The organism is Thermomonas flagellata (assembly GCF_022419185.1).
Classification (GTDB): Bacteria; Pseudomonadota; Gammaproteobacteria; order Xanthomonadales; family Xanthomonadaceae; genus Thermomonas; species Thermomonas flagellata.
The window spans coordinates 117,228-142,420 of the sequence record NZ_JAJOZK010000007.1 but is presented as its reverse complement, the minus strand read 5'-3'; the positions used below and the strand labels follow the sequence as shown (position 1 = coordinate 142,420).

The window sequence follows — 25,193 nt, the reverse complement described above, 5'->3', positions numbered from 1 at the left end:
CATGTCGGAAGGCCATGGCTACCACCACATCCTGCGCTCGTCCTCGATCATGGGCGCGGCGCAGGCCATCAACTACCTGGCCGGCCTGCTGCGGGTGAAGGTGGTGGCGATCCTGCTCGGCCCTGCCGGCGTCGGCGTGGTCGGGTTGTACACCTCGGCCACCAATCTGATCGGGACGATCAGCGGCCTGGGCCTGCAGGGCAGCGCGGTGCGCGCCATCGCGCAGGCCCACGGCCACGGCGATGCGAAGGCCGTGGCGCGCAGCATCCGCGTGCTGCGCCGGCTGTGCTGGGCGGCGGGGTTGCTCGGCTGGCTGCTGAGCATCGCCCTGGCGCTGCCGCTCAGCCGATGGATGTTCGAGAACGATCAACATGCCGGGGCGCTGGCGGTGCTAGGCGGCATGACGCTGCTGACCCTCATCGGCAATGGCCAGTTAGCGTTGCTGCAGGGCCTGCGCCGGATCGGCGATATCGCGCGCGCGCAGGTGCTGGCGGCGGTGCTGAACACCGTGGCGACGATCGCGCTGTACGCCTGGCTGGGCACGCGCGGCATCGTGCCGGTGCTGCTTGTGACGGCTGCCCTGACCCTGCTATCGAGCTGGTGGTTCGCGCGCCGGGTGCAGGTGCCGCCGGTGCCGCTGGACTGGGCGCAGACCCGGGCGATCGCGCGGCCCATGCTCGGGTTGGGGTTGGCGATGATGTGGAGCGGCCTGCTGGCGATGGGGCTGGACCTGCTGACGCGCAGCCTGCTCAGCCGCCATTTTGGGCTGGATGCGGCGGGGCTGTACCAGGCGGCCTGGTCGCTGTCCGGCCTGTTCGCCGGATTCGTGCTCAGCGCGATGGGCACCGACTTCTATCCGCGCCTGACCGCCGTGATCCACGACCGCGCGCGCGCGATCGCCACCATCAATGAACAGACCGAGATCGGCCTGCTGCTGGCGCTGCCGGGGCTGCTGGTGACCCTGGGCTTCGCCCACTGGATCGTGTGGCTGCTGTATTCGGCCAGGTTCGCCCCGGCGGCGGACGCGCTGGCATGGATGGTGCTGGGGGTGCTCGGGCGCGTGCTGTCCTGGCCGCTGGGCTACCTGCTATTGGCGCGCGGGGATGCGCATCGCTACGCCGCGACGGAGATGCTGTTCGCCGGGTTGCAGGCCGTGCTGCTGTGGCTGTGGATCCCGCGTCAGGGCGTGGTCGGCGCGGCGTATGCCTTCGCCACCAGTTATGCGCTTTACCTGCTCGGCGTGCGCTGGCTGGGCGGGCGCCTGCTCGGCTTCGCCTGGGGCGGGCAGGTGCGTAGCATGATGGCCGTGGCCGCGGGGCTGGTACTTGCCACGCTGGCCGTCGAGCGCTGGCTGGCCGGATCCGCCGGATTGGCGGTTGCCAGCCTGACCAGCCTCATCGGTACGGCCTGGAGCCTGCGCGTGCTGGCGCAGCGGCTGGGGCACGGGCACCGGCTGGTGCGCTGGCTGCAGCGCCTGCCGGGCGCTCGCGCCGTGCTGGGAGTGTGAGGACGCATGTCGCAGGACTATCCGCTGGTCACCTTCGCCCTGTTCGCCTACAACCAGGAGCGCTACATTCGCGCGGCGGTGGAGGCGGCCCTGGCGCAGGATTATCCGAATTTGGAGATCCTGCTCTCAGACGATGCTTCGACCGATGCCACCTTCGAAATCATGCAGGACGCCGTGGCCGGATACCGCGGGCCGCACAGGTTGCGCTTGAATCGCAATCCCAAAAACCAGGGGCAGGGTGGATTGGGTGCACATGTCAATCAGGTATTGGCGCTTGCGCAAGGGGTGATTGTGGTTTTTGCGGCGGGTGACGATGTTTCCCATCCGACGCGCGTGTCGCGTTTGGTGCGATTGTGGGAAGAACATGGTCGGCCGACTGCCTCGCTACACAGCGCGGTGCGGGCGATTGATGAGCATGGATCTCCGCTGCAGATCTTGTCGGGTCGCGAATCTTATGCGGGCTGTAGTGTTGAGGCGATGATCCGGAGCGGTGGCCGTGGCGTGCTCGGTGCCTCGCATGCGATCACGCGTGATTTGTTCGAGCGGTTCGGCGAACTGAGTCCCGGTGCCCTCTTCGAGGATCGGATATTGATGTTCCGTGCTTTCCTGGCGGGGCGGATCTTATATTGTCAAGACGTTTTGGTTGATTACCGCATCCATTCTGGAAATATCAGCGGGCGCGCCATTTATGTCGACCCAGTGCGTTGGAGGCGCTGGGTGAATGCAAGTATCGATGTGTTGTCGCATTACGAGCGAGACTGCGCGCGAGTGCATAACGGAACGTTGCCGCCACGCTTGCTGCGGGCTTTGGCGAATGAAAAAAAGCGGCTCGCAGGCTGCTTTGACGTATTGTCCGACAGGCGTTGGCGACGCATTCAGGCAGGCTGGCGCTATGCCGCTGACCAAACTCTGATCCATCGGCTTGCGTTCACCCTCCAGTGCGCCGGATGGGGGGATGCGGCCTTGGTCAGAGGAATGCGGTACATCAGAAACAAGATGCTGAAGTGCATGGCATGATAGATCCTGCGGCGGGCAATACCATAGGGCCGGGCGAAGTCGACCGCTGTGGCAGGCCTGGTGCGCGAGGGTCATGGCTGCGGGCGTCACGGCCGTTTGCGAGGAGTAAGCATCGCGCCTATCGGGGTTTCAGGCGGCGATGGTGCCTGAGTGGTGAGTGTGAGGAAGATCATGGCCCATAGAAAATCGAATTTGGTGGACATCGCCATTGTCCTTCCCAATTTGCGGGCCGGTGGTGCCGAGCGCGTCAGCATTTACCTCGCCAATGCATTCATTTCCCGCGGGCTGCGCGTCGATATGGTGCTGATGCAAGCGGAGGGTGAGCTTCAGTCGCTGCTCGATCCGCGTGTTCGCGTCGTCGATCTGCAGTGTGGGCGGGTCCGGCATCTGTTCCGACCGTTACGGCGCTATTTGCTGGACGTGCACCCGTCGGGCTTGTTAGCGAACATGTGGCCGCTAACGGCGATGGCAGTGGCCGTGGCGTCACTTTTGCGACTCAATACCCGCATTGTGGCGGTCGAACACAACACCTGGTCCGTGCATGGCCGTGGTTATAGGGCGTCCCATCGGGTGGCGTTGCGCAGCAGCATGCGAAAGCTGATGCCATATGCGGATGCCCTCGTCGGTGTCTCGGGCGGAGTCGCGCGTGACCTCGAGGATATGGCAGGTCTGCCTGTAGGCCGAGTGCATACGATATACAACCCGGTCACTGGTCTGCCGGCTAAGCAGGACGATCCCAATATCGATCCAGTCTTTGCGCGGGACTGGCTGCACTCGTCTGGTAAGAAAATCATCGCGGTGGGCACGCTGAAGGCCCAGAAGCGTTTCGATCGCCTGCTGCATGCATTCGCGCGCCTGCCACGTGAAGATGTGGTGCTTCTGATCGTGGGGGAAGGTACGGAGCGACAGGCGCTGGAATCATTGGCCAGCGACCTTGGTGTGCGCCCGCGCGTCTTCATGCCTGGATTCACCCGCGACCCGGCGGTGTACCTGCGCCAGGCGGACCTGTTCGTGCTTTCCTCGGATTATGAAGGTCTGCCGACCGTTCTGATCGAGGCTCTGGAGGCGGGTACACCTGTCGTCAGCACCGACTGCCCATCCGGTCCGCGCGAGATCCTGGACGATGGCAAATACGGCACGCTCGTGCCGGTCGCAGACGTGGACGCCCTTGCACGGGCGATGGAGGAGGCGCTGTCGCGCAAGCACGACCGTGATGCGTTACGCCGTCGGGCTCAGGACTTTAGCGTGGACAAGGCCGCTGATGCCTATCTGGACCTGCTGCTGCCGGGGTGGCGGAAGGGGTGCTCCACGTGAGCATGGGCGTGCTCTACATCAGCTATGACGGCATGTTGGAGCCACTCGGACAGTCGCAAGTGCTGACCTATCTGGAGCGGCTGGCGCCCGACTGGCGCATCCATCTTGTGAGCTTCGAGAAGGCCGAGGACTGGGCCGATCTGCCGCGGCGGCAAGCGCTGCGCAAACGCATTGCCCAGGCCGGAATCACATGGCACCCGCGCCGCTACCATAAGCGCCCTTCTACGGTGGTGACGGCGTGGGATGTGATCGTGGGGGTCGTCACTGGCCTATGGCTGGCCTGGCGGCACCGGTTGCGCATCGTGCATGCGCGCAGCTACGTGGCGGCGCTGATGGCGCTGGTGCTGAAACGACTGGCGGGGATGCGCTTCCTGTTCGACATGCGTGGCTTCTGGGCGGACGAGCGCGTCGATGGCGGGCTGTGGCCGCGTGATGGCCGCATGTATCGGATTGCAAAAGGCTTCGAACGCCGGTTCTTGTTGAGTGCGGATCACGTGGTGTCGCTAACCCATGCGGCCGTCGTGGAAATGCAGAGGTTCGATTATCTGCAGGGAGGTATGCCGCCGGTCACGGTGATTCCGACCTGCGCCGATTTGGAGCGTTTCATGCCGATCGAGGGGCGGCGCGATCCGCGCGCATTCACGTTGGGATACGTGGGATCGGCTGGGACCTGGTATCTGTTCGACGCTGTGGCGCGCGCGATGCGCCTGCTGCTGGACCTGCGGCCGGAGGCGCGTCTGCTGGTGGTGAACCGGGGTGAGCACGAGCACATCCGGGCCTGCTTGCGAACTGCGGCGATCCCGGATTCTTGCGTGGAGTTGCGCCGCGCCGACCCGGCCGAAATGCCCGAGCTGATGGCGCGGATGGATGCGGCGGTGTTCTTCATCAAGCCGGTCTTCTCCAAGCAGGCATCGGCACCTACCAAATTGGGGGAGTTGCTGGGTTGCGGCATCCCGGTGCTGGCCAATACGGGTGTCGGCGACATGGCGACGATCTTGGTCGAGGATACGGTCGGCATCGCGGTGTCGGGGTTCGACGCCGACAGCCTCCGGCAAGGCATGCGCGATCTGCTCGCATTGGTTGCCCAGCCGGGTATCCGTGAGCGCTGCGTGGCGAGCGCTCGTCGCCATTTCTCGCTCAAGGAGGGGGTTGCGCGTTACTCGGCCATCTATGAGCGCCTGGTGAGCGGATGCGCGTCCTGATGCTGCCCCGCTACACCCGCGCCGGCGCCAGCAGCCGGGTGCGGATGTACGACTACCTGCCGGCGCTGCGCGCCGCGGGCTTCGAGGTCGAGGCCGTAGCGCTGTTGGACGATGCCTACGTGCAGGCGCTGTACGCCGGACGGCGAGCGCCGGTGAGTGTGCTGCGCGGCTACCTGCAGCGGCTGCGGGCGATGTGGCGTACGCGCCAGTTCGACGTGGTGTGGCTGGAGAAGGAACTGCTGCCCTGGCTGCCGGCCTGGGTGGAGCGGCTGCCGGGGCGGGTGCCGCTGGTCGTGGACTACGACGATGCCGTGTTCCACCGCTACGACGCCCACCGCTCGCGCCTGGTGCGCGGCCTGCTCGGCGGCCGGATCGATGCGGTGATGCGGCGTGCGGATGCGGTGACGGCGGGCAATGCCTACCTTGCGGAGCGCGCGCGGCGGGCCGGCTGCCAGCGGGTGGAAACCGTGCCGACCGTGGTCGATCTGGATCGCTACGCGGCCACACCGCTGCGCAGCGAGGCCGCGGTGCCGGTGATCGGCTGGATCGGGTCGCCGGCCACGGCCGGTTATCTCCAGCGCGTCGCCGGCGTGATCGAACGCTTGCGAAAGCGGTGGCCACTGCGGGCAGTGGCGGTCGGCGCCCGGCCCGACCAGATTGCAGGCACGCCGTTCGAAGCGGTGCCGTGGTCGGCCGCCGACGAGGCTGCGCAGGTGGCCGCGTTCGACATCGGCATCATGCCGCTGCCGGATGCGCCCTGGGAGCGCGGCAAGTGCGGCTACAAGCTGATCCAGTACATGGCCTGCGGGCTGCCGGTGGTGGCCTCGCCGGTCGGAGTCAACTGCGAACTGGTGCAGCCTGGCGTCAACGGAGCGCTGGCCGAAAGCGAGTCCGACTGGGAAAATGCGCTGGCCAAGCTGCTGGACGACGCAGCATTGCGGCGACGGCAGGGGCAGGCCGGGCGGGCGCGGGTGGCAGAGTGGTATTCGTTGCAGGCGCAGGCGCCCCGGATCGTCGGCATCTTGCAGGACGTGGCCCGCAGGGGGCGGAGTTGAGGCATGTGCGGAATCGCAGGCGCCTGGCAGCCGGGCGCGGACAGGGAGGTGCTCGTCGCGCGGGCGCAGGCGATGGCCGCGGCCATCGCCCACCGTGGGCCGGATGATGCGGGCGCCTGGGCGGACGCCGAGGCCGGCCTCGCGCTCGGCCATCGTCGCCTGGCCATCCTCGACCTCAGCGCGGCCGGCCACCAGCCGATGCTGTCCGCCTGCGGGCGCTGGGTGATCGTGTTCAATGGCGAGATCTACAACCACCTGGACCTGCGCGCGCAGTTGCAGGCGGCGGGTGCGGCACCGGCCTGGCGCGGGCATTCGGACACCGAGACCCTGCTGGCGGCGGTCGCGCACTGGGGACTCGAGCAGACCCTGCGTCGCTGCACCGGGATGTTCGCGCTGGCGCTGTGGGACCGCGAGCGGCGGGTGCTGGCGCTGGCGCGCGACCGGCTCGGCGAAAAGCCGCTGTACTACGGCTGGCAGGGCGGGGCCTTCCTGTTCGGGTCCGAGCTGAAGGCGCTGCGCGCGCATCCGGCGTTCGTCGGCGGGATCGATCGCGGCGCACTGGCACTGCTGCTGCGCTACAACTACGTGCCGGCGCCGTATTCCATCCACCCCGGCATCCGCAAGCTGCCGCCGGGGACCTGGCTGGAACTGGCGGCCGGCGAGCGCGAGCCGTCGCCGCGGGCGTACTGGTCGCTGCGCGAGGTGGCCGAGCGCGGGATGGCGGCGCCGTTCGAAGGCAGCGAGGCCGAGGCGCTGGATGCGCTGGCCGAGACGCTCGGGCGCGCGGTCGCCGGGCAGCGGCTGGCCGACGTGCCGCTTGGTGCGCTGCTCTCCGGCGGCATCGATTCGACCCTCGTCACCGCGCTGATGCAGGCGCAGAGCCGCCAGCCGGTGCGCACCTTCACCATCGGCTTCGAGGAAAAGGCCTACGACGAGGCCGAGCATGCGCGCGCCATCGCCGGGCACCTGGGCACCGCACATACCGAAGTGCGCCTGACTGCCGAAGATGCGCGCGCGCTGATCCCGCGCATGCCAGAGGTCTATGACGAGCCGTTCGCGGATTCCTCGCAGTTGCCGACCTGCCTGGTGATGCAGCTGGCGCGCCGGCACGTCACGGTGGCGTTGTCCGGCGATGGTGGCGACGAACTGTTCGGCGGTTACAACCGCTACCTGCTGGGGCCGCGCGTGTGGCGGCGGATGGCGCCGGTGCCGGCGCCGCTGCGGCGGCTGGCGGGCGCGGGCTTGCAGGCGCTGCCGGCGCAGACGGTGAACCGGCTGGCCGGACCCTTGGCCCGCCACGCCGGGATCGCCCAGCCGGGGGACAAGGTCCACCGCCTCGGCCAGCGCCTGCGGACCGTCCAGAGTTTGGACGACATGTATGTGTCGCTCGTCAGCGAATGGCCGCAGCCGGCGGCCATGGTGGTGAACGGGGCCTTGCCGCCGAGCCTGCCGGATCTACGCGACCAGTGGCCGCGCCTGTCCGACCCGGTGGCGCGGATGATGGCGCTGGACGCGCTGACCTACCTGCCGGACGACATCCTGGTCAAGGTCGACCGCGCGGCGATGGCGGTCTCGCTGGAGACGCGCGCACCGTTCCTGGACCATGCGGTGGTCGAACTGGCCTGGCGGCTGCCGATGGCCATGAAGCTGCGCGGCGGCCGCGGCAAGTGGATCCTGCGCCAGCTACTGGATCGTTACGTGCCGCGCGCGCTCATCGAGCGCCCGAAGATGGGGTTCGGCATTCCGCTGGATGCCTGGCTGCGTGGTCCGCTGCGTGGCTGGGCGGACGATCTGCTCGACCCGGCGCGGCTGCGCCGCCAGGGCCTGCTGGACCCGGCACCGGTGCAGCGGGTGTGGCAGGCGCACCGGCGCGGCCAGGGTCAGTACGGCTACCGGCTGTGGTCGGTGCTGATGTTCCAGGCCTGGCTGGATGCGCAGGGCGGTGGCGGCTGATGTGGCCCTACTGGCTCATGTTCCTGGTGCCGGCCTGGGGCGTGCTGCTGCCCGGGCGGCTGGCGCGCCGTCAGGCCTGGTTGCCCTGGGCCGCGGTGTTCCTGCTGTTCTCCCTGCTGGTGGGGCTGCGCCACCAGGTCGGTGGGGATTGGATGAATTACCTGCCGATGTTCGAGCGCGCTTCGCGGTTGGATCTGGGTCAGATTTTGGAAATGAGCGACCCCGGTTATTACCTGCTCAATTGGTTGGTGGGGCGCACTGGCGGCGACATCTACTGGGTCAACCTGATATGCGCGCTGGTCTTGATGGCCGGCACCGTGCGCTTCTGCCGCGCCCAGCCCAATCCCTGGCTGGCGCTGCTGGCGGCAGTGCCGTACATGCTGATCGTGGTCGGCATGGGCTACACCCGCCAGGCAGTGGCGCTGGGCTTTGCGCTGCTGGGCCTGACCGCGCTCGGGCGGGGGCGGGTGCGCCGGTTCGTGCTGTGGGTGGCGATCGGGGCGACCTTCCACAAGTCGGCGGTGCTGCTGCTGCCGATCGCGGCGCTGGCCGCCAGCCGCAACCGGATCCTGACTGCAGTGCTGGTGGCGGCGACCACCGCGCTGCTGTACTACCTCTTGGTGGCGGATGCGTCCGAGCGGCTGTGGCAAAACTATGTCGAGGCCGACTACCAGTCGCAGGGCGGCCTGATCCGCGTACTGATGAACGTCGTGCCGGCGCTGCTGCTGCTGGCGTTCCGGCGCCATTTGCTGCCGGATCCGCAGGAGCGCCGGCTGTGGCTGTGGATGGCGGCCTTCGCGCTGGTGTGCCTGCCGCTGGTGCCGCTGGCCTCGACCGCGGTGGATCGGGTGGCGCTATACCTGATCCCGCTCCAGCTGTTCGTGTTCGCGCGCCTGCCGCGGCTGGCGCAAAGCGTGCAGGTGCGCACGCCGCTGGTGCTGGCCGAGGTGGGCTACTACGCGGCGGTGCTGTTCGTCTGGCTGCACTTCGCCGTACACGCGCGGCTGTGGGTGCCGTACCAGTTCATGCCGCTGGGCTGAGGCGGCGATGAAGGCGGTTCTGTTCGCCAATACCGACTGGTACCTGTGGAACTTCCGGCGCTCGCTGGCGCTGGCCCTGCACCAGGCCGGGCACGAGGTGCTGCTGCTCTCGCCCGACGGACCCTACGGCGAGCGTCTGCGCGGCCTCGGGTTGCGCTGGCAGGCGCTGCCGATGGACCGCCGCAGCCTGCATCCGCTGCGCGAGGCGCGCCTGCTGCTGCACCTGTGGCGGCTCTTGCGGCGCGAGCGCCCGCAGTTGGTGCACGGCTTCACCATCAAGTGCGCGGTGTACGGATCGTTGGCGGCGCGCCTGGCGCGGGTGCCGGCGCGGGTCAACGCGGTCGCCGGCATGGGCTATGTGTTCACCAGCCAGGACCTGCGCGCGCGCCTGCTGCGGCCGTTGCTGCGCCGGCTGTTCCGGCCGGCGTTCGCCGGCGGCAATGCGCGTCTGATCCTGCAGAACCCCGATGACGTGGCGCTGTTCGCCGGCTCCGGGCTGGTCGATCCGGCCGCGATCCGCCTGATCCCCGGCTCCGGGGTGGACTGCGCGCGCTTCGCCCCGGATCCGGCGCGCACGCCGGGGCCGCGCGTGCGCGTGCTGCTGCCGGCGCGGCTGCTGTGGGACAAGGGCCTGGCCGAGTACGCCGCGGCCGCGCGCCTGCTGCGCGCGCAGGGCGCGCCGGTGGAGCTGCTGTTGGCCGGCGAGCCGGACCCGGGCAATCCCGCGGCGGTGCCGGAGGCGACCGTGCGCGGCTGGGTGCAGGAAGGGCTGCTGCAATGGCTGGGGCATGTGCAGGACATGCCGGCGCTGCTGCGCACGATCGATGTCGTGGCGCTGCCGAGCTACCGCGAAGGGCTGCCCAAGGGCCTGATCGAGGCCGCCGCCTGCGGCTGCGCGCTGGTCGCCTCTGACGTGCCCGGCTGCCGCGAAGTGGTCGAGCACGGGGTCGACGGCCTGCGCGTGCCGGTGCGCGACGCGCCGGCGCTGGCGCAGGCGATCGCGCGCCTGGCTGCGGATCCGGCGCTGCGCGCGCGCCTGGGCGCGGCCGCGCGCGCCAAGGCCGAGGCCCGCTTCGACGAGCGGATCGTGGTGCGCGACACCCTGGCGGTGTACCGCGAGCTGTGCGGCGAGGCGATGGGCTGATGCGGCGCGTCCTGCTGCGCGGGCTGCTGTTGTTGGTGCTGGCGCTGGTGCTGCTGGCGGTGCTGGTGCCGAACGACCTGATCGCCGCCGCGCGCGCGCACTGGGCCTGGCTCAACCGGCCGATGATCTGGATCGAGAACCTGCACAGCACGGTCAACCTGTTCCACCTGCTGCTGTTCGCGCTGCTCGGGGCGGTCGCGGCGCTGGCGCTGCCGGCCTGGCGCGCGCGCCGGATCGCGCTGGCGCTGCTGCTGATCGGCATCGGGACCGAGGTCGCGCAGATCTGGATCCCGGGGCGCGACCCGCGCGTGTCCGACGTACTCATCGACCTGCTGGCCGGACTCGCCGGCTGGGCAGTGCCGGCCGCGCTGCGCGCCCTGTGGGTGCGCGGCCGTGGCCAGTAGAATCCCGCCATTCCATCCGCTGTCCTCCGCATGCCCATCCTCGTCACCGGCACCGCCGGCTTCATCGGCTCCCACGTCGCCCACCGCCTGCTCGACCGCGGCGAGCAGGTGGTCGGGCTGGACAACCTCAACGACTACTACGACGTCACCCTCAAGCAGGCCCGACTGGCGCGGCTGCAGGCGCGTGCGGGCTATGTCCACGTCGCCGCGGATCTCGCCGACCGCGCGGCGATGGAGGCGCTGTTCGCGGCGCACCGCTTCGAGCGCGTGGTGCACCTGGCCGCGCAGGCGGGCGTGCGCTATGCCGCCGAGAACCCGCACGTATACGTCAGCAGCAACGTCACCGGCTTCCTGCACGTGCTGGAAGGCTGCCGCCGGCAGGGCGTGCAGCACCTGGTGTACGCCTCCACCAGTTCGGTGTACGGCGCCAATACCGCGATGCCGTTCTCCGAGCACGCCTCGGCCGAGCATCCGCTGACGCTGTATGCAGCCACCAAGAAGGCCAATGAGCAGATGGCGCACAGCTATGCCCACCTGTACGGCATCCCGTGCACCGGCCTGCGCTTCTTCACCGTGTACGGCCCGTGGGGGCGGCCGGACATGGCGCTGTTCCTATTCACCCGCGCGATCCTGGCCGGCGAGCCGATCCGGGTGTTCAACCATGGCCGCCACAAGCGCAGCTTCACCTATGTGGACGACATCGTGGAGGGCGTGCTGCGCACCCTCGACCGGGTGCCGGGCCGGGACCCGGGCTGGTCGGGCGCGCACCCGGATCCGGCCACCAGCGGGGTGGCGCCGTACCGGCTGTACAACATCGGCAACGAGCGCCCGGTCGAACTGCTGCGCTACATCGAGGTGCTGGAGCAGTGCCTCGGGCGCAAGGCGCGGATGGAATTGCTGCCGCTGCAGGCCGGCGACGTGCCCGACACCGAGGCCGACGTGTCCGACCTGGTCGCGGACGTCGGCTATCGCCCGCAGGTGCCGGTCGAGGAGGGCGTGGCCCGCTTCGTCGCCTGGTACCGCGAGTACTACCGGGTGTGACCGCGGCGCGCGCCGACGCCGACGGCGTGGACCTGCGCGCAGCCTGCGCCGGCACGCTGGCCGGGCGCGCGCAGGCCTTGCAGGCGCTGCTGGCGGCCGATCCGGAGGCGGTGCTGGCCTGCGCCGAGGCCGAGGGCGTGGCGCCGCTGCTGGCGCGCGCGCTGCCGGCGCAGGCACCGACCGCCGCGCTGCGCGCGCGGCTGGCGGCGCAGGCGCGCCTGGACGGGATGCGCCTGCTCGCGCGCGAGGCCAGCGCGCGCGCGGTGCTCGACCAGCTCGCCGAGGCCGGGCTGCCGTGCTTCGTGCTCAAGGGCATGGCGCTCGGGCAATGGCTGTATCCGGCGCCGGAACTGCGCCCCGGCTGCGACATCGACCTGCTCGTCGCCGATCTGGCGCAGGCCGAGGCGGCGACCGCGGCGCTGGTGGCGGCCGGCTGGACATTGGCGCATGGCGTGGCCCCGCGCCAGGCCAGCGACACCCAGGTCGCGCTGGTGGATCCGGCGCGGCGCGGGGTGGTGCTGGACCTGCACTGGCGCCTGCTCAACCATGCCGGGCTGGACCGCGGGTTGGCCTTCGCCGACCTGTGGGCGCGCGCGCAGGCGCTGCCCGGCCTGCATCCGCAGGCGCGCGCGCTGGGCGCGGCGGATGCGTTGCTGCACGCGGCCCTGCACCGCGCCGGCAACCGCGCGGCCGGCACCCACGACCGCCTGCTGTGGCTGTACGACGTGCACCTGCTCGCCGCGCGCTGCGGGCCCGGCGACTGGGCGCGGCTGCTGGCGCCCGCGGCCGATCCGGTGCACCTAGCCGCGCTGGTGGACGCCTTGCAGGCCGCGCATGCGGCGTTCGCGACCGCCTTGCCGCCGGAGCTGGCCGAGGCCGCCGCGCGCAGCGCCGGTGCCGGCCTGCACCTGGACGCACCCGGCGCGTTCGACCGCAGCCATCTGCGCGGATTGCCCTGGCCGCAGCGGCTGCGCTGGCTGTGGCACAAGCTGCTGCCGCCGCCGGCCTTCATGCGCCATCGCTACGACGCCCACGGCCCGCTCGGCCTGGCCGCGGCCTACCTGCGGCGCTGGGGCGTCGGCCTGCGGCGCGCGCTCGGGGCCGACCGCTGAGCCGGCGCCGGCCGGCGACCGCCGCAAGGTGGCTGGCATAATCCGCCGATGATCCCGGTCATCCTCTCCGGCGGTTCCGGCACCCGGCTGTGGCCGCTCTCGCGCGACGCCTATCCCAAGCAGTTCCTGCCGCTGGTGGGCGAGGACTCGATGCTGCAGGCCACCTGGCGGCGGGTCGCGCCGCTGGCCGCGGCTGCGCCGATCGTGGTGGCCGGCGAGGAGCACCGCTTCATGGTCGCCGAGCAGCTGCGCGAGGCCGGCGCCAGCGCGGCCACCATCCTGCTCGAGCCGGTCGCGCGCAACACCGCGCCGGCGATCGCGGTCGCCGCGCTGGAGGCGCTGCGCGGGGGCGAGGACCCGTTGCTGCTGGTGCTGCCCTCCGATCACGTGATCGCCGATCCGGCCGGCTTCCGCGCCGCGGTGCAAGAGGCCGCGCCGGCGGCCCGGGACGGCCAGCTGGTCACCTTCGGCATCGTGCCGGACGCGCCGGAGACCGGCTACGGCTACATCCAGGCCGCGCCGGGGCAGGGCGTGCGCGCGGTGCGGCGCTTCGTCGAGAAGCCGGATGCCGCGACCGCTGCCGCCTACCTGGCCGCCGGCGATCACTACTGGAACAGCGGCATGTTCCTGCTGCGCGCCTCGGTCTACCTGGAGGAACTCGCGCGGCTGCAGCCGGCCATGCTGGAGGCCTGCCGGCACGCGCATGCGCAGGCACGGCGGGATCCGGACTTCGTGCGCCTGGACGCGCAAGCGTTCGCCGCCTGCCCGGCCGATTCGATCGACTACGCGGTGATGGAGCACACCGCGCGCGCCGCGGTGCTGCCGCTGGAGGTGGGCTGGAACGACGTCGGCAGCTGGGCCGCGCTGTGGCAGGTCGCGGAGCAGGACGGCGACGGCAACGCCCACCGCGGCGACGTGCTCGCGCTGGACTGCCGCGACACCCTGGCCTGGGCCGACGGCGGCCGCCTGGTGGCGCTGCTCGGGCTGCAGGATGTGGTGGTGGTGGACACCGCCGATGCGGTGCTGGTCGCGCGCAAGGACGCGGTGCAGGACGTGCGCCGGCTGGTCGCGGCGCTGAAGGCGCAGGGCCGCCCGGAGGTGCAGCTGCACCGGCGGGTGTACCGGCCGTGGGGCAGCTACGAGGCGATCGACGCCGGGCCGCGGTTCCAGGTCAAGCGGATCACGGTCAAGCCGGGCGCGGCGCTGAGCCTGCAGATGCACCACCACCGCGCCGAGCACTGGGTGGTGGTGCGCGGCACCGCGCGGGTCACCCGCGGCGAGGAGGTGATCCTGCTCGGCGAGAACCAGAGCACCTACATCCCGCTCGGGGTGCGCCACCGCCTGGAGAATCCCGGCAAGCTGCCGCTGGAACTGATCGAGGTGCAGTCGGGCGGCTACCTCGGCGAGGACGACATCGTGCGGTTCGAGGATGCCTACGGCCGCCAGCACTGAGGCCGCCGCCGCGGCGCGGCCGTGGCGGCCGCTCCTGGGCCTGCTGCGGCCGGACTGGGCACAACTGGCCGTCAGCGCCCTGCTCATGTGCCTGCAGAGCGCCGCGCTGCTGGCGATGCCGTGGCTGGCCGGGCGCGCCACCGCCGCCTTCGCCCACGGCGGGGCATTGGCGCCGCCGTTGCTGGGGCTGTTCGCGCTGGTCGCCGCCCAGGCCGGGCTGGGCTGGTGGGTGGCGGTGCGGGTGCAGGCGGCGACCGCGGCGATGACCGCGCGCGGCAGCGCCCGCCTGTACGCGCATCTGCTCGCGCTGCCGCTGGACTGGCACCGCCGGCGCCGGCGCGGCGACCTGCTGGCCCTGCTCGGCGAGGACATCGATCGCCTCGGCGCCTTCCTCGGCGCGACCCTCACCACCTTGGTGCCGTTGCTGCTCACCTGCGCCGGCGCGCTGCTGATGATGCTGCGGATCGCGCCGCTGCTGGGCCTGGGGCTGGCACTGCTGGCGCCGCTGGGCTGGCTGCTGCTGAAGCTGGCCGGGCGCCGCCTGCGTCCGCTCGGGCGGGCGCTGGCGGAGGCGCAGGCGGCGCGCGCCGCACAGGCCGAGCGCGGGCTGGCGCTGCTGCCCCTGGTCAAGGCCGACGGGGCGCTCGCGCGCGAGGCCGCGGCGTACGCGGACCGGGCCGAGGCCCTGCGCGTGCTCGACCTGCGCCAGGGGCGGCGGCTGGCGGCGATCGCACCGGTCGTGCGCACCCTGGCCGCGGCGCTGGTGCTGGCCCTGCTGGGCCTGGCCGGGATGCAGGTGCAGGCCGGGCTGCTGGCCGGCGCGGATCTGGTGAGCCTGCTGCTGTATGGCCTGCTGCTGGCGCAGCCGGTCGGCGAGCTGGCCGGCGTGTACGGCGAGTGGCAGGCGGTGCGCGGTGCGTTCGGGCGGATCGTCGAGGTGCTGGCCGTGGCCCCCGAGGCCGATGCCCCGGCGTCCGAGCCATTGCCCGTGCGCGCACGCGGCGCGCTGTCGTTCCGGGGCGTGCATTTCGCCTATCCGGACGGCCCGCCGGTGCTGCGCGGGGTGGATCTGGAAATCCGTCCCGGCGAGGTGGTCGCGATCACCGGCGCCAACGGCGCCGGCAAGAGCACCCTGGTGCAACTGCTGCTGCGCTTCGCCGACCCGGATGCCGGCCAGATCCTGCTCGACGGCCGCGACCTGCGCGAATGGCCGCTGGACCTGCTGCGCCGGCAGATCGGCTGGGTCGCGCAGCCGGTGCTGCTGGCGCATACCGGGATCGCCGCCAACATCGCCTATGCCGATCCCGGTGCGACACCCGAGCGGATCGAAGCCGCGGCGCGCATGGCCTGTGCCGACGCCTTCATCGCGGCGCTGCCGCAGGGCTATGCGACTGCAGTCGGCGACGACGGGCTGCGCCTGTCCGCCGGGCAGCGCCAGCGCATCGCGCTGGCGCGCGCGCTGCTCAAGGACGCGCCAGTGCTGGTGCTGGACGAGGCGACCGCGATGTTCGACCCGGTGGCCGAAGCCGACTGGGTTGCGCAGGCGCGCGCGGCGCTGCGCGGGCGCAGCGTGCTCTTGATCACCCACCGCCCGGCCAGCCTGGCGCTGGCCGACCGCGTGCTGGAACTGGCCGACGGCGTGCTGCGCGAACGCGGTTGAAACCCATGCGCTGACGTTACGATGGTTGGCGGCATCGGGCGGCCGATCCAGGCGGCCCATCCAGAACGGGAAGCAGGGGGAGCATGCTGCAGGCATTCAATCCGGGACTGATCCTGCTGGCGTTTGCGCTCGCGGCGGTGCTGCCGTGGCTGCTGCAGCCGCTGGCGCGACGCTGGGATCTCTACGACCGGCCCGCGGGACGCAAGGACCATGCAGTGCCCACGCCGGTCACTGGCGGATTGGCGATGGCGGCGGCCGCCGCGGCTGCCGCTGGCCTCTGGACCGGGCAGGCGCCGCCGCCCTCGCTGCTGGCGTTCGCCGCTGCGGCGGCGGTGCTGGTCGTGGTCGGGCTGTGGGACGACCGCCGCGACCTGCGCTGGTACTGGCGGATCCTCGCCCAGGTCGTGGCGGCGCTGATCATGATCTACGGCGGCCAGGTGCGGGTGGAGCAACTCGGCCCGCTGTTCGGGCTGCCCTCGCTCACGCTCGGGTTCCTGTCGGTGCCGTTCACCGTGTTCGCCACCGTCGGCCTGATCAACGCCATGAACATGATCGACGGCGCCGACGGGCTGGCCGGGCTGCTCGGGCTGGCGGCGCTGGTGATGCTCGCCGCGGCGGCGGTGTATGCGGGCAACTTCGGGCTGGCGCAGCGGGTGGCGATCCTGTGCGGCGCGCTGGCCGGGTTCCTGCTGTGGAACCTGCGCTTCCCCTGGCGGCCGCGGGCACGGATCTTCATGGGCAATGCCGGCAGCGGCTTCCTTGGCCTGGTGATCGCCTGGGTCGCGTTCCGCCTGACCCAGAATCCCGGGCATCCGGTCAACCCGGTGCTGGCGCTGTGGCTGGTGCCGGTGCCGGTGATGGACACCCTGGTGCTGATCGTGCGCCGGCTGCAGGAGGGGCGCTCGCCGTTCGCCGCCGGGCGCGACCATATCCACCACCTGATGCAGGACGCCGGCTTCGGCGCGACCCGCGCCGCGGTCTGGCTGACGGTGTTCAGCCTGCTGTGCGGGCTGGCGGCGGGGCTGGCGATGCGCCTGCACGTGCCGCATCCGCTGCTGCTGTTGGCCTATGTGGCGTTGTGCATCGGCTGGTATTGGCTCAGCCGCGACCGCGCGCGCGCGATTGCGCTGTTCCGCTGGCTGTTGCGCGATTGAGCCGGACACGCGCGGAGGCCGCTGCCGCAGGCCGCCTGCCGGGGATCGCAGGTGGCGCGATGGCCACAGGTCGTTGGCAGCGGCCAGCCGCGGAGCCGCCGGTCAGAGAATGAGACGGCCCCGGCAGGCAGTCGCCACGCGGCCCTTCATTCCACCACCACCAGCGGGATGCTGCGCCCCTGCTTGCGCAGCAGGTTGCGCGAGGGCACCCCGGTGCGCGCGAAGGACTTCTCGCAGTCCTGGGTCGATGGCCCGCGCATGTTGCCTTCCAGGTAGGCCAGCCCCGGGCAGCGGGTGCAACTGCTGCCATGCACGCAGCTCGAGCAGCCTTCCAGGTCCGACACCCGGATCGCGCGCACCTCGTTGAGCTGCGGGGAGTCGCGCCAGATGTCCAGGAAGCGCTGCTCGCGGATATTGCCCACCTTGTACGGGAACTGCACGCAGGGGTACACGTCGCCATACGGGGAGACATAGCAGGCGGTGTGGCCGGCGCTGCAGGGCAGGGTCTCGTAGGCCTCCTCCAGCGGGGTCGGGCCGGACGGGGGGGCGAGGAAGCGCTCGGCCTGGTCGCCCAGCAGCGAGGTGTCGTGCAGGATGCCGCGCAGGCGCTCGCCGTCCATGTTCAGCGCGACCGGGGTGCGGTCGCCGTCCAGCATCGGGGTGATCGTGGCGTCCACCTCGTAGCGCACGCCCATGGCCTCCGCCAGCGCCTGCACCTGTTTGTAGTGGTCGGCGTTCTGCGCCATCAGCACGTTGGCGAAGATCACCTTGATCCCGGCCTCGCGCAGTAGGCGCGCGGCCTCCACGCTGCGCTTGAACGAGCCGGGCAGCTTGGTGATCGCGTCGTGGGTCTCGGCATCGTGCGAGTACAGGCTGATCTGCACCGATTCGATGCCCAGCTGCGCCAGACGCCGGGCCTTGGCCGCGCGGATCATCACCCCGTTGGTCTTGAGCTTGACCGAGAACTGCCGCCGGCGCGCGTGTTCGATGATCTCGAACAGGTCCGGGCGCATGAAGATCTCGCCGCCGCTGAGGTTGAGGAAGAAGGTGCCGGCCTCGGCCAGTTGGTCGAGCAGGCCGAGCACTTCATCGGTGCGCAGCTCGCCGTGGTCCTCGTGGTCGAGGTAGCAGTGGATGCAGCGCTCGTTGCAGCGGTAGGTCAGGTCCACCTGCACGGCCAGCGGGATGCCCAGCGCCATCGCGCGGGTGGCCATGGTCTCCATCACGCTCATCCGTCGGTCTCCGCGAACGGCCGGTCGGCCACCTGCAGGATGCCATGCCCGGCCAGCCCCTGCACCAGCTCCAGCGCATCGGCCAGGGCCGTGTCCACATCCACCGCGTAGCGTGGGCAGATCCGGGTGCGCACGATCTCCTGCAGCGGGGTGCGGCCATCGGCGGCGTCCCACAGCAGGGCCGCGGTCTCGTTCAGGCTGAACACCGCGGACGCCTGCCCGGACATGATCATCAGTTCGTCGCCGATCCGGCGCGCGGCCACCTGCGGGGAACGGAGGATGTAGGTCGGCTCGGTCATGCGGAGGCTCGCAGCAGATCCCACACGCGGTGGTCGGGGTAGAAGGTCAGCCGGCGGACCGGCACCGCGGCCGCCAGCGCGATGGCATTGTCGAACACGCGTGCGGTCAGGGCGTCGTCGCGCGCGAAGTAGAGCACGTTCGCCAGCAGGGTGCGCACGGCCTGCGCCGGCGGCAGCGGGTCGATCCGGTTCTGCTCGCCCTTGGCCAGCAGGAAGATGCCGGCCAGCGGGGCGCTGGTGTTCTCGCCCGGGGTGGACAGCTCGCCCGCGAACGGGGTGCCGTGGGCGCGGTAGCCGCCGGCAGGATCGCGGCGAACGAACGACATCTCGTCGGTCAGCACCCGGGCATCGCGCGGGGCCAGGCGCGAGATCGTGGTCTTGCCCGAGCCGGAGACGCCGGTGAACAGCCAGGCGCGGCCGTCCAGCACGGCGCTGGAGGCGTGCATCAGCATCCCGCCTTCCTCGGCCAGCAGCACCGTGTGGAGGATGCGCAGCACGGTGTCGAGCGAGTACGGGCTCGGGTGCAGGCGCACCCGGCCGCGCCCGGCGCGCGGGTCGAAGCGGGCCTCGAAGTCGCCGCAGGTCAGGCGCCAGGCGCTGCCCTCGCGGTGCACGCCAACCTCGGTGGTAGTGCCGTCCAGCACCGGGTCCGGCGTACCCAGGGGCACCACTTCGGTGTCGAACACGTAGTGCGGTGCGCCGGTCGGGGCGGTGAAGCCGCGGAAGCGCGCGGCCATCATCTGGGCGAAGTCCGGCGATTGGGTCTCCAGGCGCACGTTGATGCCGCCGATGCCGATGTCCAGCGGAAACGGGGCAGGAGCGGTGGTCATCGCAGCAGGTCGCTCAGGCGGGGAAAACGGACGGCCACCCGGCGTGCGCCGGGCAGATGGCGCAGCAGCCAGCGGGCGAGGCGGGTGCGCCAGCGCGCCGGACCGTGGGGCGGTGGCAGGGCGCGGCCGGCGCGCGACTGCGCCACCAGCACGCCGAGGACATCATGCAGGGCAATGGCGCCGTCGCGGTGGCGGAGGCTGTCCCCCTGGGTCACGATGGCGTCCGCCCCGATCGCCACGATCCGATGCACGCGCAGCGCGTCCCTCTGGCGCAGCAGCACGATCTGCCCGAGCCGCAGGCCCTCCGCGGCGACCGGCGCGAACACCAGCTCGTCGCCCGGCTGGATCGCCGGCAGCATGCTGCTGCCATAGGCGCGCATCCGTAGCACTCCGGATTGGCGCAGGCTGTCCTGCGCCAGCTGAAGGCGGGCGCCGTCGCGGGTCGCCGGCGTGGATCGAATCCTCAGGACGCGTTGCGGCGGCCGCGGCAGGCTTGCTGGGTGATGTTGACCTTGCCGCAGGCCAGGGCCATGGTCTCGAACACAGGCTCGTGCTGGAAGGCCGGCTTCTGGTACGGAAGGCGCTCGAACTGCCCCTGCTGCGGGGCTGTGGCGTGCTGCTGATCCTTCACGATGGCATCTCCTATCGATTGGGCTTGATGAGCTTACAGATTCAGCGCGCGACAAGCCAACGATATCTGGATCGGGACGACGTCTGCAAATTTTTTGGTCTCAGGCCATCAGCGGCTGTTGCTCGGGATGAGGGCTGCAGAGCGCATACGGGCCATCAGAGCAGCCCGGCCTGGCTGGCTTGCACCGCGTTGCCGGTGCCGTTGACGTTGCCGCCATGGCTGAAATACACCTGCGAGGCGCCGGGGGAACTGCTGATGTTGTCCACCACGATCCCGCTGGTGCCGCCGAAGGTCGGCAGGCCGGCGCCGGGGGCCAGGCTGGGCGACCACGGGCCGCTGGCGACGTCGAACATGTACAGGCAGTCGCCGGTGCAGCCGGTGGCCGGCAGGTTGGCCTTCTTGGCCATGCTGAAGTAGAGGAACTCGCGGCTGCCGTTCTTGATCACGGTCACCGGCGACCAATCCCAGTTGTTGGTCAGGCAGTCGCCGACCGTGTTGCAGTCGTTGAGGCCGACCACCGGCCCGATGACCGGAGTGCCCATCGCGCCGTTGACCAGCGGGATCTTCCACAGGGTCGGAACGAATGTGTCGTTGCTGGCACCACCGACGATGTAGAGCGCCCCGGTGCCGGTCGGGCTGCTGTAGTAGGCCTCGTCGAACATCCCGGCGTACAGCGTGCTGACCGTGCTGTTGCCGCGGCCGACATAGGCGATCTCGGCCGGCGGCGCGCCGGCGGCGAAGGTGAGCGGATAACGCACTACCGCACGGCACGCATTGGTCAGGCCATTAGTGCTCGGGCTGATCGTGCAGGTGGGCTGGTCACTGGCGATGGGCGTGCTGAACAGGAAGCCGAACACGCTGCCGGTATTGGCGTCCACCAACACGCTGTCGCGCAGGCCGGTGGTGTTGTCGAACGCGAGCTTGGCACCGCTGACCACGCTGCCGGTGCTGGCATCCACCCGGTGCAGCTTGCCGCCGATACCGGCACCGCCGCTCTGGCTGCCGACGTACACCTGGCCGGCGAAGGCCACCGGCGAGGACAGCTTCATGCCGGCCTCGACCGTGGCCGGGAACCCGCCGGTGGTGACTTCGGTCGGCACGCCTTGGAACACCCCGGTGAACTTGTGCAGGCGGCCGTTGCCGTCGCCGACCCACAGCACGTCGGCGGCGTAGTCCACGTAGGGCGAGGAGAAGGTCGCCTGGCCGTCGGTATTGCTGGTGCCGCTGAAGGTCAGCGCCAGCATCGCGCTGCCGCTGCCGGCGCGCGCGGCGGCGTAGGCGGCGCCGCTGGTGGCCACGGTGGCCGGGGTGGCCGGGCTGGCGGCGGTGCCCTGGCCGGCGGCCCACTTCAGCAGCACCAGTTGCAGGGTGTTGCCGTTGCGCTGCACGAATGCGACCTGGCGCGCATCGTCGTGGTAGGACAGCACCGGCGAGGTCTCGACCGTGTAGCCGTTGCCGGTGTTGTAGGCCCACAGGACGTTCGGCGCCTTGATCGCACCGTTCTGGTTCCATGGGCCGTTGCACTGGCCCTGGTAGAGCTGGTTGAAGGCGACGATGGTGGGTTGGCCGGCCGTGCCGGTGCCGTTTGTGCGGGTGAGGCTGAAGTTGTTGAGGGTCTCGCTGACCAGGCTGTTGGTCACGTTCCCCGTGGTTTCCGAATATATGGTGACCTGGGCGCCGCTGGCGACCGCAGTGAAACCGGTCTGGCTGCTGTAGCGGTTGATCGCCGCCGCCAGGTTGGCGGCCCGGGTGTTGTTGTTGTTGGGGTTCTGGAAATTGGTGCCGGTGTTGTCGCTGGCGCTGGCGGTCAGCACCACCTGGCGCGGCATGGCACTGCCGATGGTGACAGTGTTGCCGTTGCCCGGATTGCCGGTGAAGGTGCCGACCCACTGCTCGCGGCTGCCGCTGGAATTGGCACCCGGCGCGACGGTCGGATAGACCACGAAATCGTTGGTGCAGTTCGGCGCGGCGAAGATGTCGTAGCTGTACTTGGCCGGGAACAGGTTGAGCGAGCCGCGCCCGCCCTGGCCGTTGGGGCCGCCGCCGAGCACGTTGCTCCAGTCGCGCTGCAGGGAACTGGTGGCGGGAGGCGGCGTGTTGGGGCTGCGGCGATGGCGCACGTCACGGGTCGCACTGGCCTGCAGCGCACTGGGCGCGGCGTAAGCCATGGCTGCGGGCACCGCGCCGGCCTCGGCCTGCAGCCGTTTGGCCATCGACAGCAGATAGCGCGGGTCGCGGTAGCGCACGTCCCAGCCGGCCCCGCCGAGGCGGGCGTCCGCAGTGGCGCCGGGCAGCAGCGGGTCGGCATACACCACCGCGCGCTGGCTCCAGTCCTGCGGCACGCCGACATGGCTGGCGACCGGCGCGGCACGGGTGGGAAGCGGGGCAGGGGCGGTCCGGACAGCGGATCCGCCGGGGGAAGCCGCCAGCGCGGCCAGAGTGAAGGACAACAAACCAACTGCGGCGCCCGCGAGGGCGCCCTTGCGATGACCCGTCATGGCATCTCCTAAGAAAGCGGGATGGAACCATGCCCCCCTGTAGGGCATTTCGCGAAGCCTATCACGCTTTAATGGTGATACCGCTGGGGGTTCCGACGAGCGGTCGCGCACGCGTGGTGCGTGGCATCCGGCACGCGACGTGCGCGCATCGCGCGGCTGAGCCGGGCGGGCCGCTGGCGGCCCCGGCTATGCAGGGCTCGGCATGGCCGGCAAGCGGGATGCCTGCCCTGCATGCTTGCCGTGCCCATGGGGTGCCGGCGCTAGCGTGTGCCGGCCCGGCCCGGCCGTGCGCACGCGCATGCCCCGCGCGCCGGTGCCCAGAACGCTGCTCCCATGCGGGTTACGACCGGGGCGTGCTCCCGCGCCGGGCATTGCCTTGCTGGCGCGGGTCCGCGGGCGCGGCCGGGCGTACGCCCGGCGCCGGCTCAGCGGCCGGCGGCGCCCGGCCTCATTCGATCTGGTCGCGCGCCCAGGCCGCGTCCAGCGCCTCCATGGCATCGCGCGGCGTGCACTGGGCGGCCCGCTCGTAGGCCGCGGCGGCGGCGTCCTCGTTGTGGTCGGAGTCCAATAGCAGGAGCAGGTTGCCGTGCTCGACGTGCACGATCGGGGCCTTCGGGGTGAGCTTGAGCGCGGTCTGGATGTGGCGCTCGGCCTCGCTGGCCTTGGCCCCGTAGGTCAGACCGGCCAGCAGGCTGCCGACCTTGGCCACGATCTCGGCGTGGTACAGCGCCAGCGCCGTGTGCGCCTCGGCATGCTTGGGCGCCAGCGCCAGCGTCCGGTCCAGCGCGCTGCGGACTTTGCCGGCGATCCCCAGCTTCAGCGCCTTGGCGATCGACAGCCCCTGGCTGTAGCGGCCCAGCGCGAACGCCAGCCGGTAGTGGCTGTTGGCCTCGTCCGGCAGCGCCTGCACCGCGGCCTCGGCCAGCGCGGCGGCGCGCTCGAAGCGCTTGAGCTTCTCGTCCGCATCCTCCACCAGATGGGTGGCATGGATGCCGAGGGCCTTGACCGCCACCGAGGCGCCGACCGGCCCGAGCGCGCTTCCGGCGTCGAACGCGGCCTTGAAGTCGCCGCGGTGGAAGGTGCGCCAGGCCGCCTGCAGGGCCTCGGCGAGGGCATCCGCGGTGAGATCCGGGGCGGCCCGGCCGGCGGCCTTCAGCAGCGCGGCGGCGCGCTTGCGATCCGGCCACGGCTCGCCGTCGCCGGCGTGCAGCCCGGGCCAGGCCTGCTTGAGCGCATCGCCGGGATAGGCGAAGGCCGCGGCATCCAGCGGGAAGGCGGCCCAGGCGGACTTGGATGCGGGCTTGGACTTGGCGGCCATGTGCGGCTCCGGCGGTGGCGGAGCCGGCAGCATCCGGCGCGGCGCGGGCGCTGGCAAGGGGGCGGCCGCACGGCGCGGCGGGCCGCGGCGCGGGCACGGCTAGTGTGAATGCTCCATGCCGCTGGTCGAGGCTGGTGCGGCAACCCTGCTGGAGCCATCGCCATGCGTGCACGTCGCCCCGTCCGTCCTTCCCGCAGCGCCGCCCGTCCGGCGCCGACCGCCCGTCACCTCTGGCTGGCGGCACTCGGTCTGCTGGTGGCCGGGCCGCGCCAGGCCCGCCGGCTGCTGCGCGCCGCCCCGGAGCTGGCGCAGGCGCTGTGGCCGCGCGTGCGGCCCGCGCGCCGCCGGACAAGGGCGGCGGCGAAGCGGCGCACGCCACGCCGCTGAAGGTGTCCGCCCGCACCGGCCGTCAGTCCAGGTAGGCGCGGGTGAGGGTGTTCAGATGCACCCGCTCGGCATCGCGCAGGAACGGCGCGATCAGCATCATCACCTGCACGATGCCGTCGCGGATCGCGGCCTGCTCGTCGCGGTCGCCGCGCGCGGCGGCATAGTTCAGCCAGAACGTGGCCACCACCAGCACGTTGGTGGCCGCCGCGTCCAGCTCGGCGGCGGAGGCGCGCATCACCCCGGCCTTGACCAGCCCGCGCATGACCGCGTGGGCCTGCTCGTCGGCGCGCTTGAGGATGCGCGCGAAGCGCAGGCGCAACCGCCGGTTGCGGCTGAGGATGTCGACCAGGTCGCGGTACAGGAAGCGGTAGTCCCAGATGCACTCGAACACCAGGTGCAGCTGCAGCCAGATGTCCTCCAGCCCCGGCAGGCGGCCCTGCGGCGCCGAAAGCGCCGCGTCCATGCGCGTCTCGTAGCCGGCGAACAGCTGCTCGATGATGTCGTCCTTGTTGCGGAAGTGGTAGTACAGGTTGCCGGGGCTGATCTCCAGCTCGTCGGCGATGTGGTTGGTGGTGACGTTCGGCTCGCCCTGCGCGTTGAACATCGCGAGCGACGCATCCAGGATGCGCTGGCGGGTCTGGCGGGCCATCGGCGGCGGGGGCTTACGCGGTGAGCTTCTTCACCAGCGCCACGTACTGCCGCATCGCGTCCTCCTGCGCGGTGCCCTTGAGCTTGGCCCAGGCCTCGTACTTGGCGGTGCCGACGAAGTCGAAGAAGCCCGGCTTGGGGCCGCTGATGTCGCCCTCCGAGCCCTGCTTGTAGAGCGCGTACAGGCGCAGCAGGGTGTCGTTGTCGGGGCGCTCGGACAGCGAGTGGACGTCCTTGGCGGCTTGCTCGAACTGGGCCTTGAGGTCGGACATGGCGGCATCTCCGGAGGGAGCCG

General features: G+C 71.0%; 23 protein-coding genes. 14 read left to right on the top strand and 9 right to left on the bottom strand.

Features of this window, described 5'->3' with window-relative positions:
- Position 1 precedes the first annotated feature (1 nt).
- The 14 genes from ML340_RS08325 (at position 2) to ML340_RS08260 (ending at position 17,055) form a co-directional block, all read left to right on the top strand.
- The gene (locus ML340_RS08325) at positions 2 to 1,507 is read left to right on the top strand and encodes an O-antigen translocase (RefSeq protein WP_240098627.1); all 1,506 of its coding nucleotides are present in this window, start codon (positions 2 to 4) and stop codon (positions 1,505 to 1,507) included.
- Positions 1,508 to 1,513: 6 nt separating this feature from the next.
- Positions 1,514 to 2,524: a glycosyltransferase gene (locus tag ML340_RS08320; RefSeq protein ID WP_240098625.1), complete on the top strand. Its 1,011-nt coding sequence runs from the start codon at positions 1,514 to 1,516 to the stop codon at positions 2,522 to 2,524.
- A gap of 159 nt (positions 2,525 to 2,683) precedes the next feature.
- Entirely contained in the window at positions 2,684 to 3,838 is a 1,155-nt protein-coding gene (locus ML340_RS08315) for a glycosyltransferase (RefSeq protein ID WP_240098623.1), read from the top strand.
- Positions 3,839 to 3,840: 2 nt separating this feature from the next.
- Entirely contained in the window at positions 3,841 to 5,040 is a 1,200-nt protein-coding gene (locus ML340_RS08310; RefSeq protein WP_240098621.1) for a glycosyltransferase, read from the top strand.
- A gap of 44 nt (positions 5,041 to 5,084) precedes the next feature.
- Positions 5,085 to 6,095 (top strand): glycosyltransferase family 4 protein, encoded by a 1,011-nt coding sequence (locus tag ML340_RS08305; protein ID WP_240098619.1) that lies wholly within the window; start codon positions 5,085 to 5,087, stop codon positions 6,093 to 6,095.
- Positions 6,096 to 6,098: 3 nt separating this feature from the next.
- Positions 6,099 to 8,048: an asparagine synthase (glutamine-hydrolyzing) gene (asnB, locus tag ML340_RS08300; RefSeq protein WP_240098617.1), complete on the top strand. Its 1,950-nt coding sequence runs from the start codon at positions 6,099 to 6,101 to the stop codon at positions 8,046 to 8,048.
- Positions 8,048 to 9,088, top strand: a complete 1,041-nt coding sequence (locus ML340_RS08295) for an EpsG family protein (protein ID WP_240098615.1) — start codon at positions 8,048 to 8,050, stop codon at positions 9,086 to 9,088. Before asnB ends, ML340_RS08295 begins: the two co-directional genes overlap by 1 nt.
- A 7-nt stretch (positions 9,089 to 9,095) precedes the next feature.
- On the top strand, positions 9,096 to 10,232 hold the full coding sequence (locus tag ML340_RS08290) for a glycosyltransferase family 4 protein (RefSeq protein ID WP_240098613.1): 1,137 nt from the start codon (positions 9,096 to 9,098) through the stop codon (positions 10,230 to 10,232).
- On the top strand, positions 10,232 to 10,636 hold the full coding sequence (locus tag ML340_RS08285; RefSeq protein WP_240098611.1) for a VanZ family protein: 405 nt from the start codon (positions 10,232 to 10,234) through the stop codon (positions 10,634 to 10,636). The genes ML340_RS08290 and ML340_RS08285 overlap by 1 nt, the downstream gene beginning before the upstream one ends.
- Positions 10,637 to 10,666: 30 nt before the next feature.
- Positions 10,667 to 11,677: an NAD-dependent epimerase gene (locus ML340_RS08280; RefSeq protein WP_240098610.1), complete on the top strand. Its 1,011-nt coding sequence runs from the start codon at positions 10,667 to 10,669 to the stop codon at positions 11,675 to 11,677.
- Positions 11,674 to 12,789 carry a nucleotidyltransferase family protein gene (locus ML340_RS08275; RefSeq protein WP_240098608.1) on the top strand — a complete coding sequence of 372 codons (1,116 nt, stop codon included), beginning with the start codon at positions 11,674 to 11,676 and terminating at the stop codon, positions 12,787 to 12,789. Before ML340_RS08280 ends, ML340_RS08275 begins: the two co-directional genes overlap by 4 nt.
- A 48-nt stretch (positions 12,790 to 12,837) precedes the next feature.
- A complete protein-coding gene (locus tag ML340_RS08270) occupies positions 12,838 to 14,241 on the top strand; it encodes a mannose-1-phosphate guanylyltransferase/mannose-6-phosphate isomerase (protein WP_240098606.1) in 1,404 nt (467 codons plus the stop codon).
- Entirely contained in the window at positions 14,219 to 15,901 is a 1,683-nt protein-coding gene (locus tag ML340_RS08265) for an ABC transporter ATP-binding protein (RefSeq protein WP_240098604.1), read from the top strand. Before ML340_RS08270 ends, ML340_RS08265 begins: the two co-directional genes overlap by 23 nt.
- Before the next feature lie 83 nt (positions 15,902 to 15,984).
- Positions 15,985 to 17,055, top strand: a complete 1,071-nt coding sequence (locus ML340_RS08260) for an MraY family glycosyltransferase (RefSeq protein ID WP_240098602.1) — start codon at positions 15,985 to 15,987, stop codon at positions 17,053 to 17,055.
- Between the two features lie 146 nt (positions 17,056 to 17,201).
- Here the strand turns inward: ML340_RS08260 and ML340_RS08255 are convergent, their stop codons facing one another.
- The 9 genes from ML340_RS08255 to ML340_RS08215 all read right to left on the bottom strand — a co-directional run bounded on the left by ML340_RS08255 (position 17,202) and on the right by ML340_RS08215 (position 25,170).
- Entirely contained in the window at positions 17,202 to 18,287 is a 1,086-nt protein-coding gene (locus tag ML340_RS08255) for a radical SAM/SPASM domain-containing protein (protein WP_240098600.1), read from the bottom strand.
- Positions 18,284 to 18,586 carry a PqqD family protein gene (locus tag ML340_RS08250; RefSeq protein ID WP_240098598.1) on the bottom strand — a complete coding sequence of 101 codons (303 nt, stop codon included), beginning with the start codon at positions 18,584 to 18,586 and terminating at the stop codon, positions 18,284 to 18,286. The genes ML340_RS08255 and ML340_RS08250 overlap by 4 nt, the downstream gene beginning before the upstream one ends.
- A complete protein-coding gene (locus ML340_RS08245) occupies positions 18,583 to 19,416 on the bottom strand; it encodes a hypothetical protein (RefSeq protein ID WP_240098596.1) in 834 nt (277 codons plus the stop codon). Before ML340_RS08245 ends, ML340_RS08250 begins: the two co-directional genes overlap by 4 nt.
- On the bottom strand, positions 19,413 to 19,796 hold the full coding sequence (locus ML340_RS08240) for a S24/S26 family peptidase (protein ID WP_240098594.1): 384 nt from the start codon (positions 19,794 to 19,796) through the stop codon (positions 19,413 to 19,415). Before ML340_RS08240 ends, ML340_RS08245 begins: the two co-directional genes overlap by 4 nt.
- Before the next feature lie 83 nt (positions 19,797 to 19,879).
- A complete protein-coding gene (locus tag ML340_RS08235; RefSeq protein ID WP_240098592.1) occupies positions 19,880 to 20,047 on the bottom strand; it encodes a hypothetical protein in 168 nt (55 codons plus the stop codon).
- 155 nt (positions 20,048 to 20,202) lie between these two features.
- Entirely contained in the window at positions 20,203 to 22,389 is a 2,187-nt protein-coding gene (locus ML340_RS08230) for a hypothetical protein (RefSeq protein WP_240098590.1), read from the bottom strand.
- 604 nt (positions 22,390 to 22,993) lie between these two features.
- Complete coding sequence (locus tag ML340_RS08225; protein WP_240098588.1) at positions 22,994 to 23,863, bottom strand: tetratricopeptide repeat protein; 870 nt, start codon at positions 23,861 to 23,863, stop codon at positions 22,994 to 22,996.
- A gap of 409 nt (positions 23,864 to 24,272) precedes the next feature.
- A complete protein-coding gene (locus ML340_RS08220; protein ID WP_240098586.1) occupies positions 24,273 to 24,899 on the bottom strand; it encodes a TetR/AcrR family transcriptional regulator in 627 nt (208 codons plus the stop codon).
- A 13-nt stretch (positions 24,900 to 24,912) separates the two neighbouring features.
- Positions 24,913 to 25,170: an acyl-CoA-binding protein gene (locus ML340_RS08215; protein ID WP_240098584.1), complete on the bottom strand. Its 258-nt coding sequence runs from the start codon at positions 25,168 to 25,170 to the stop codon at positions 24,913 to 24,915.
- Positions 25,171 to 25,193 lie beyond the last annotated feature (23 nt).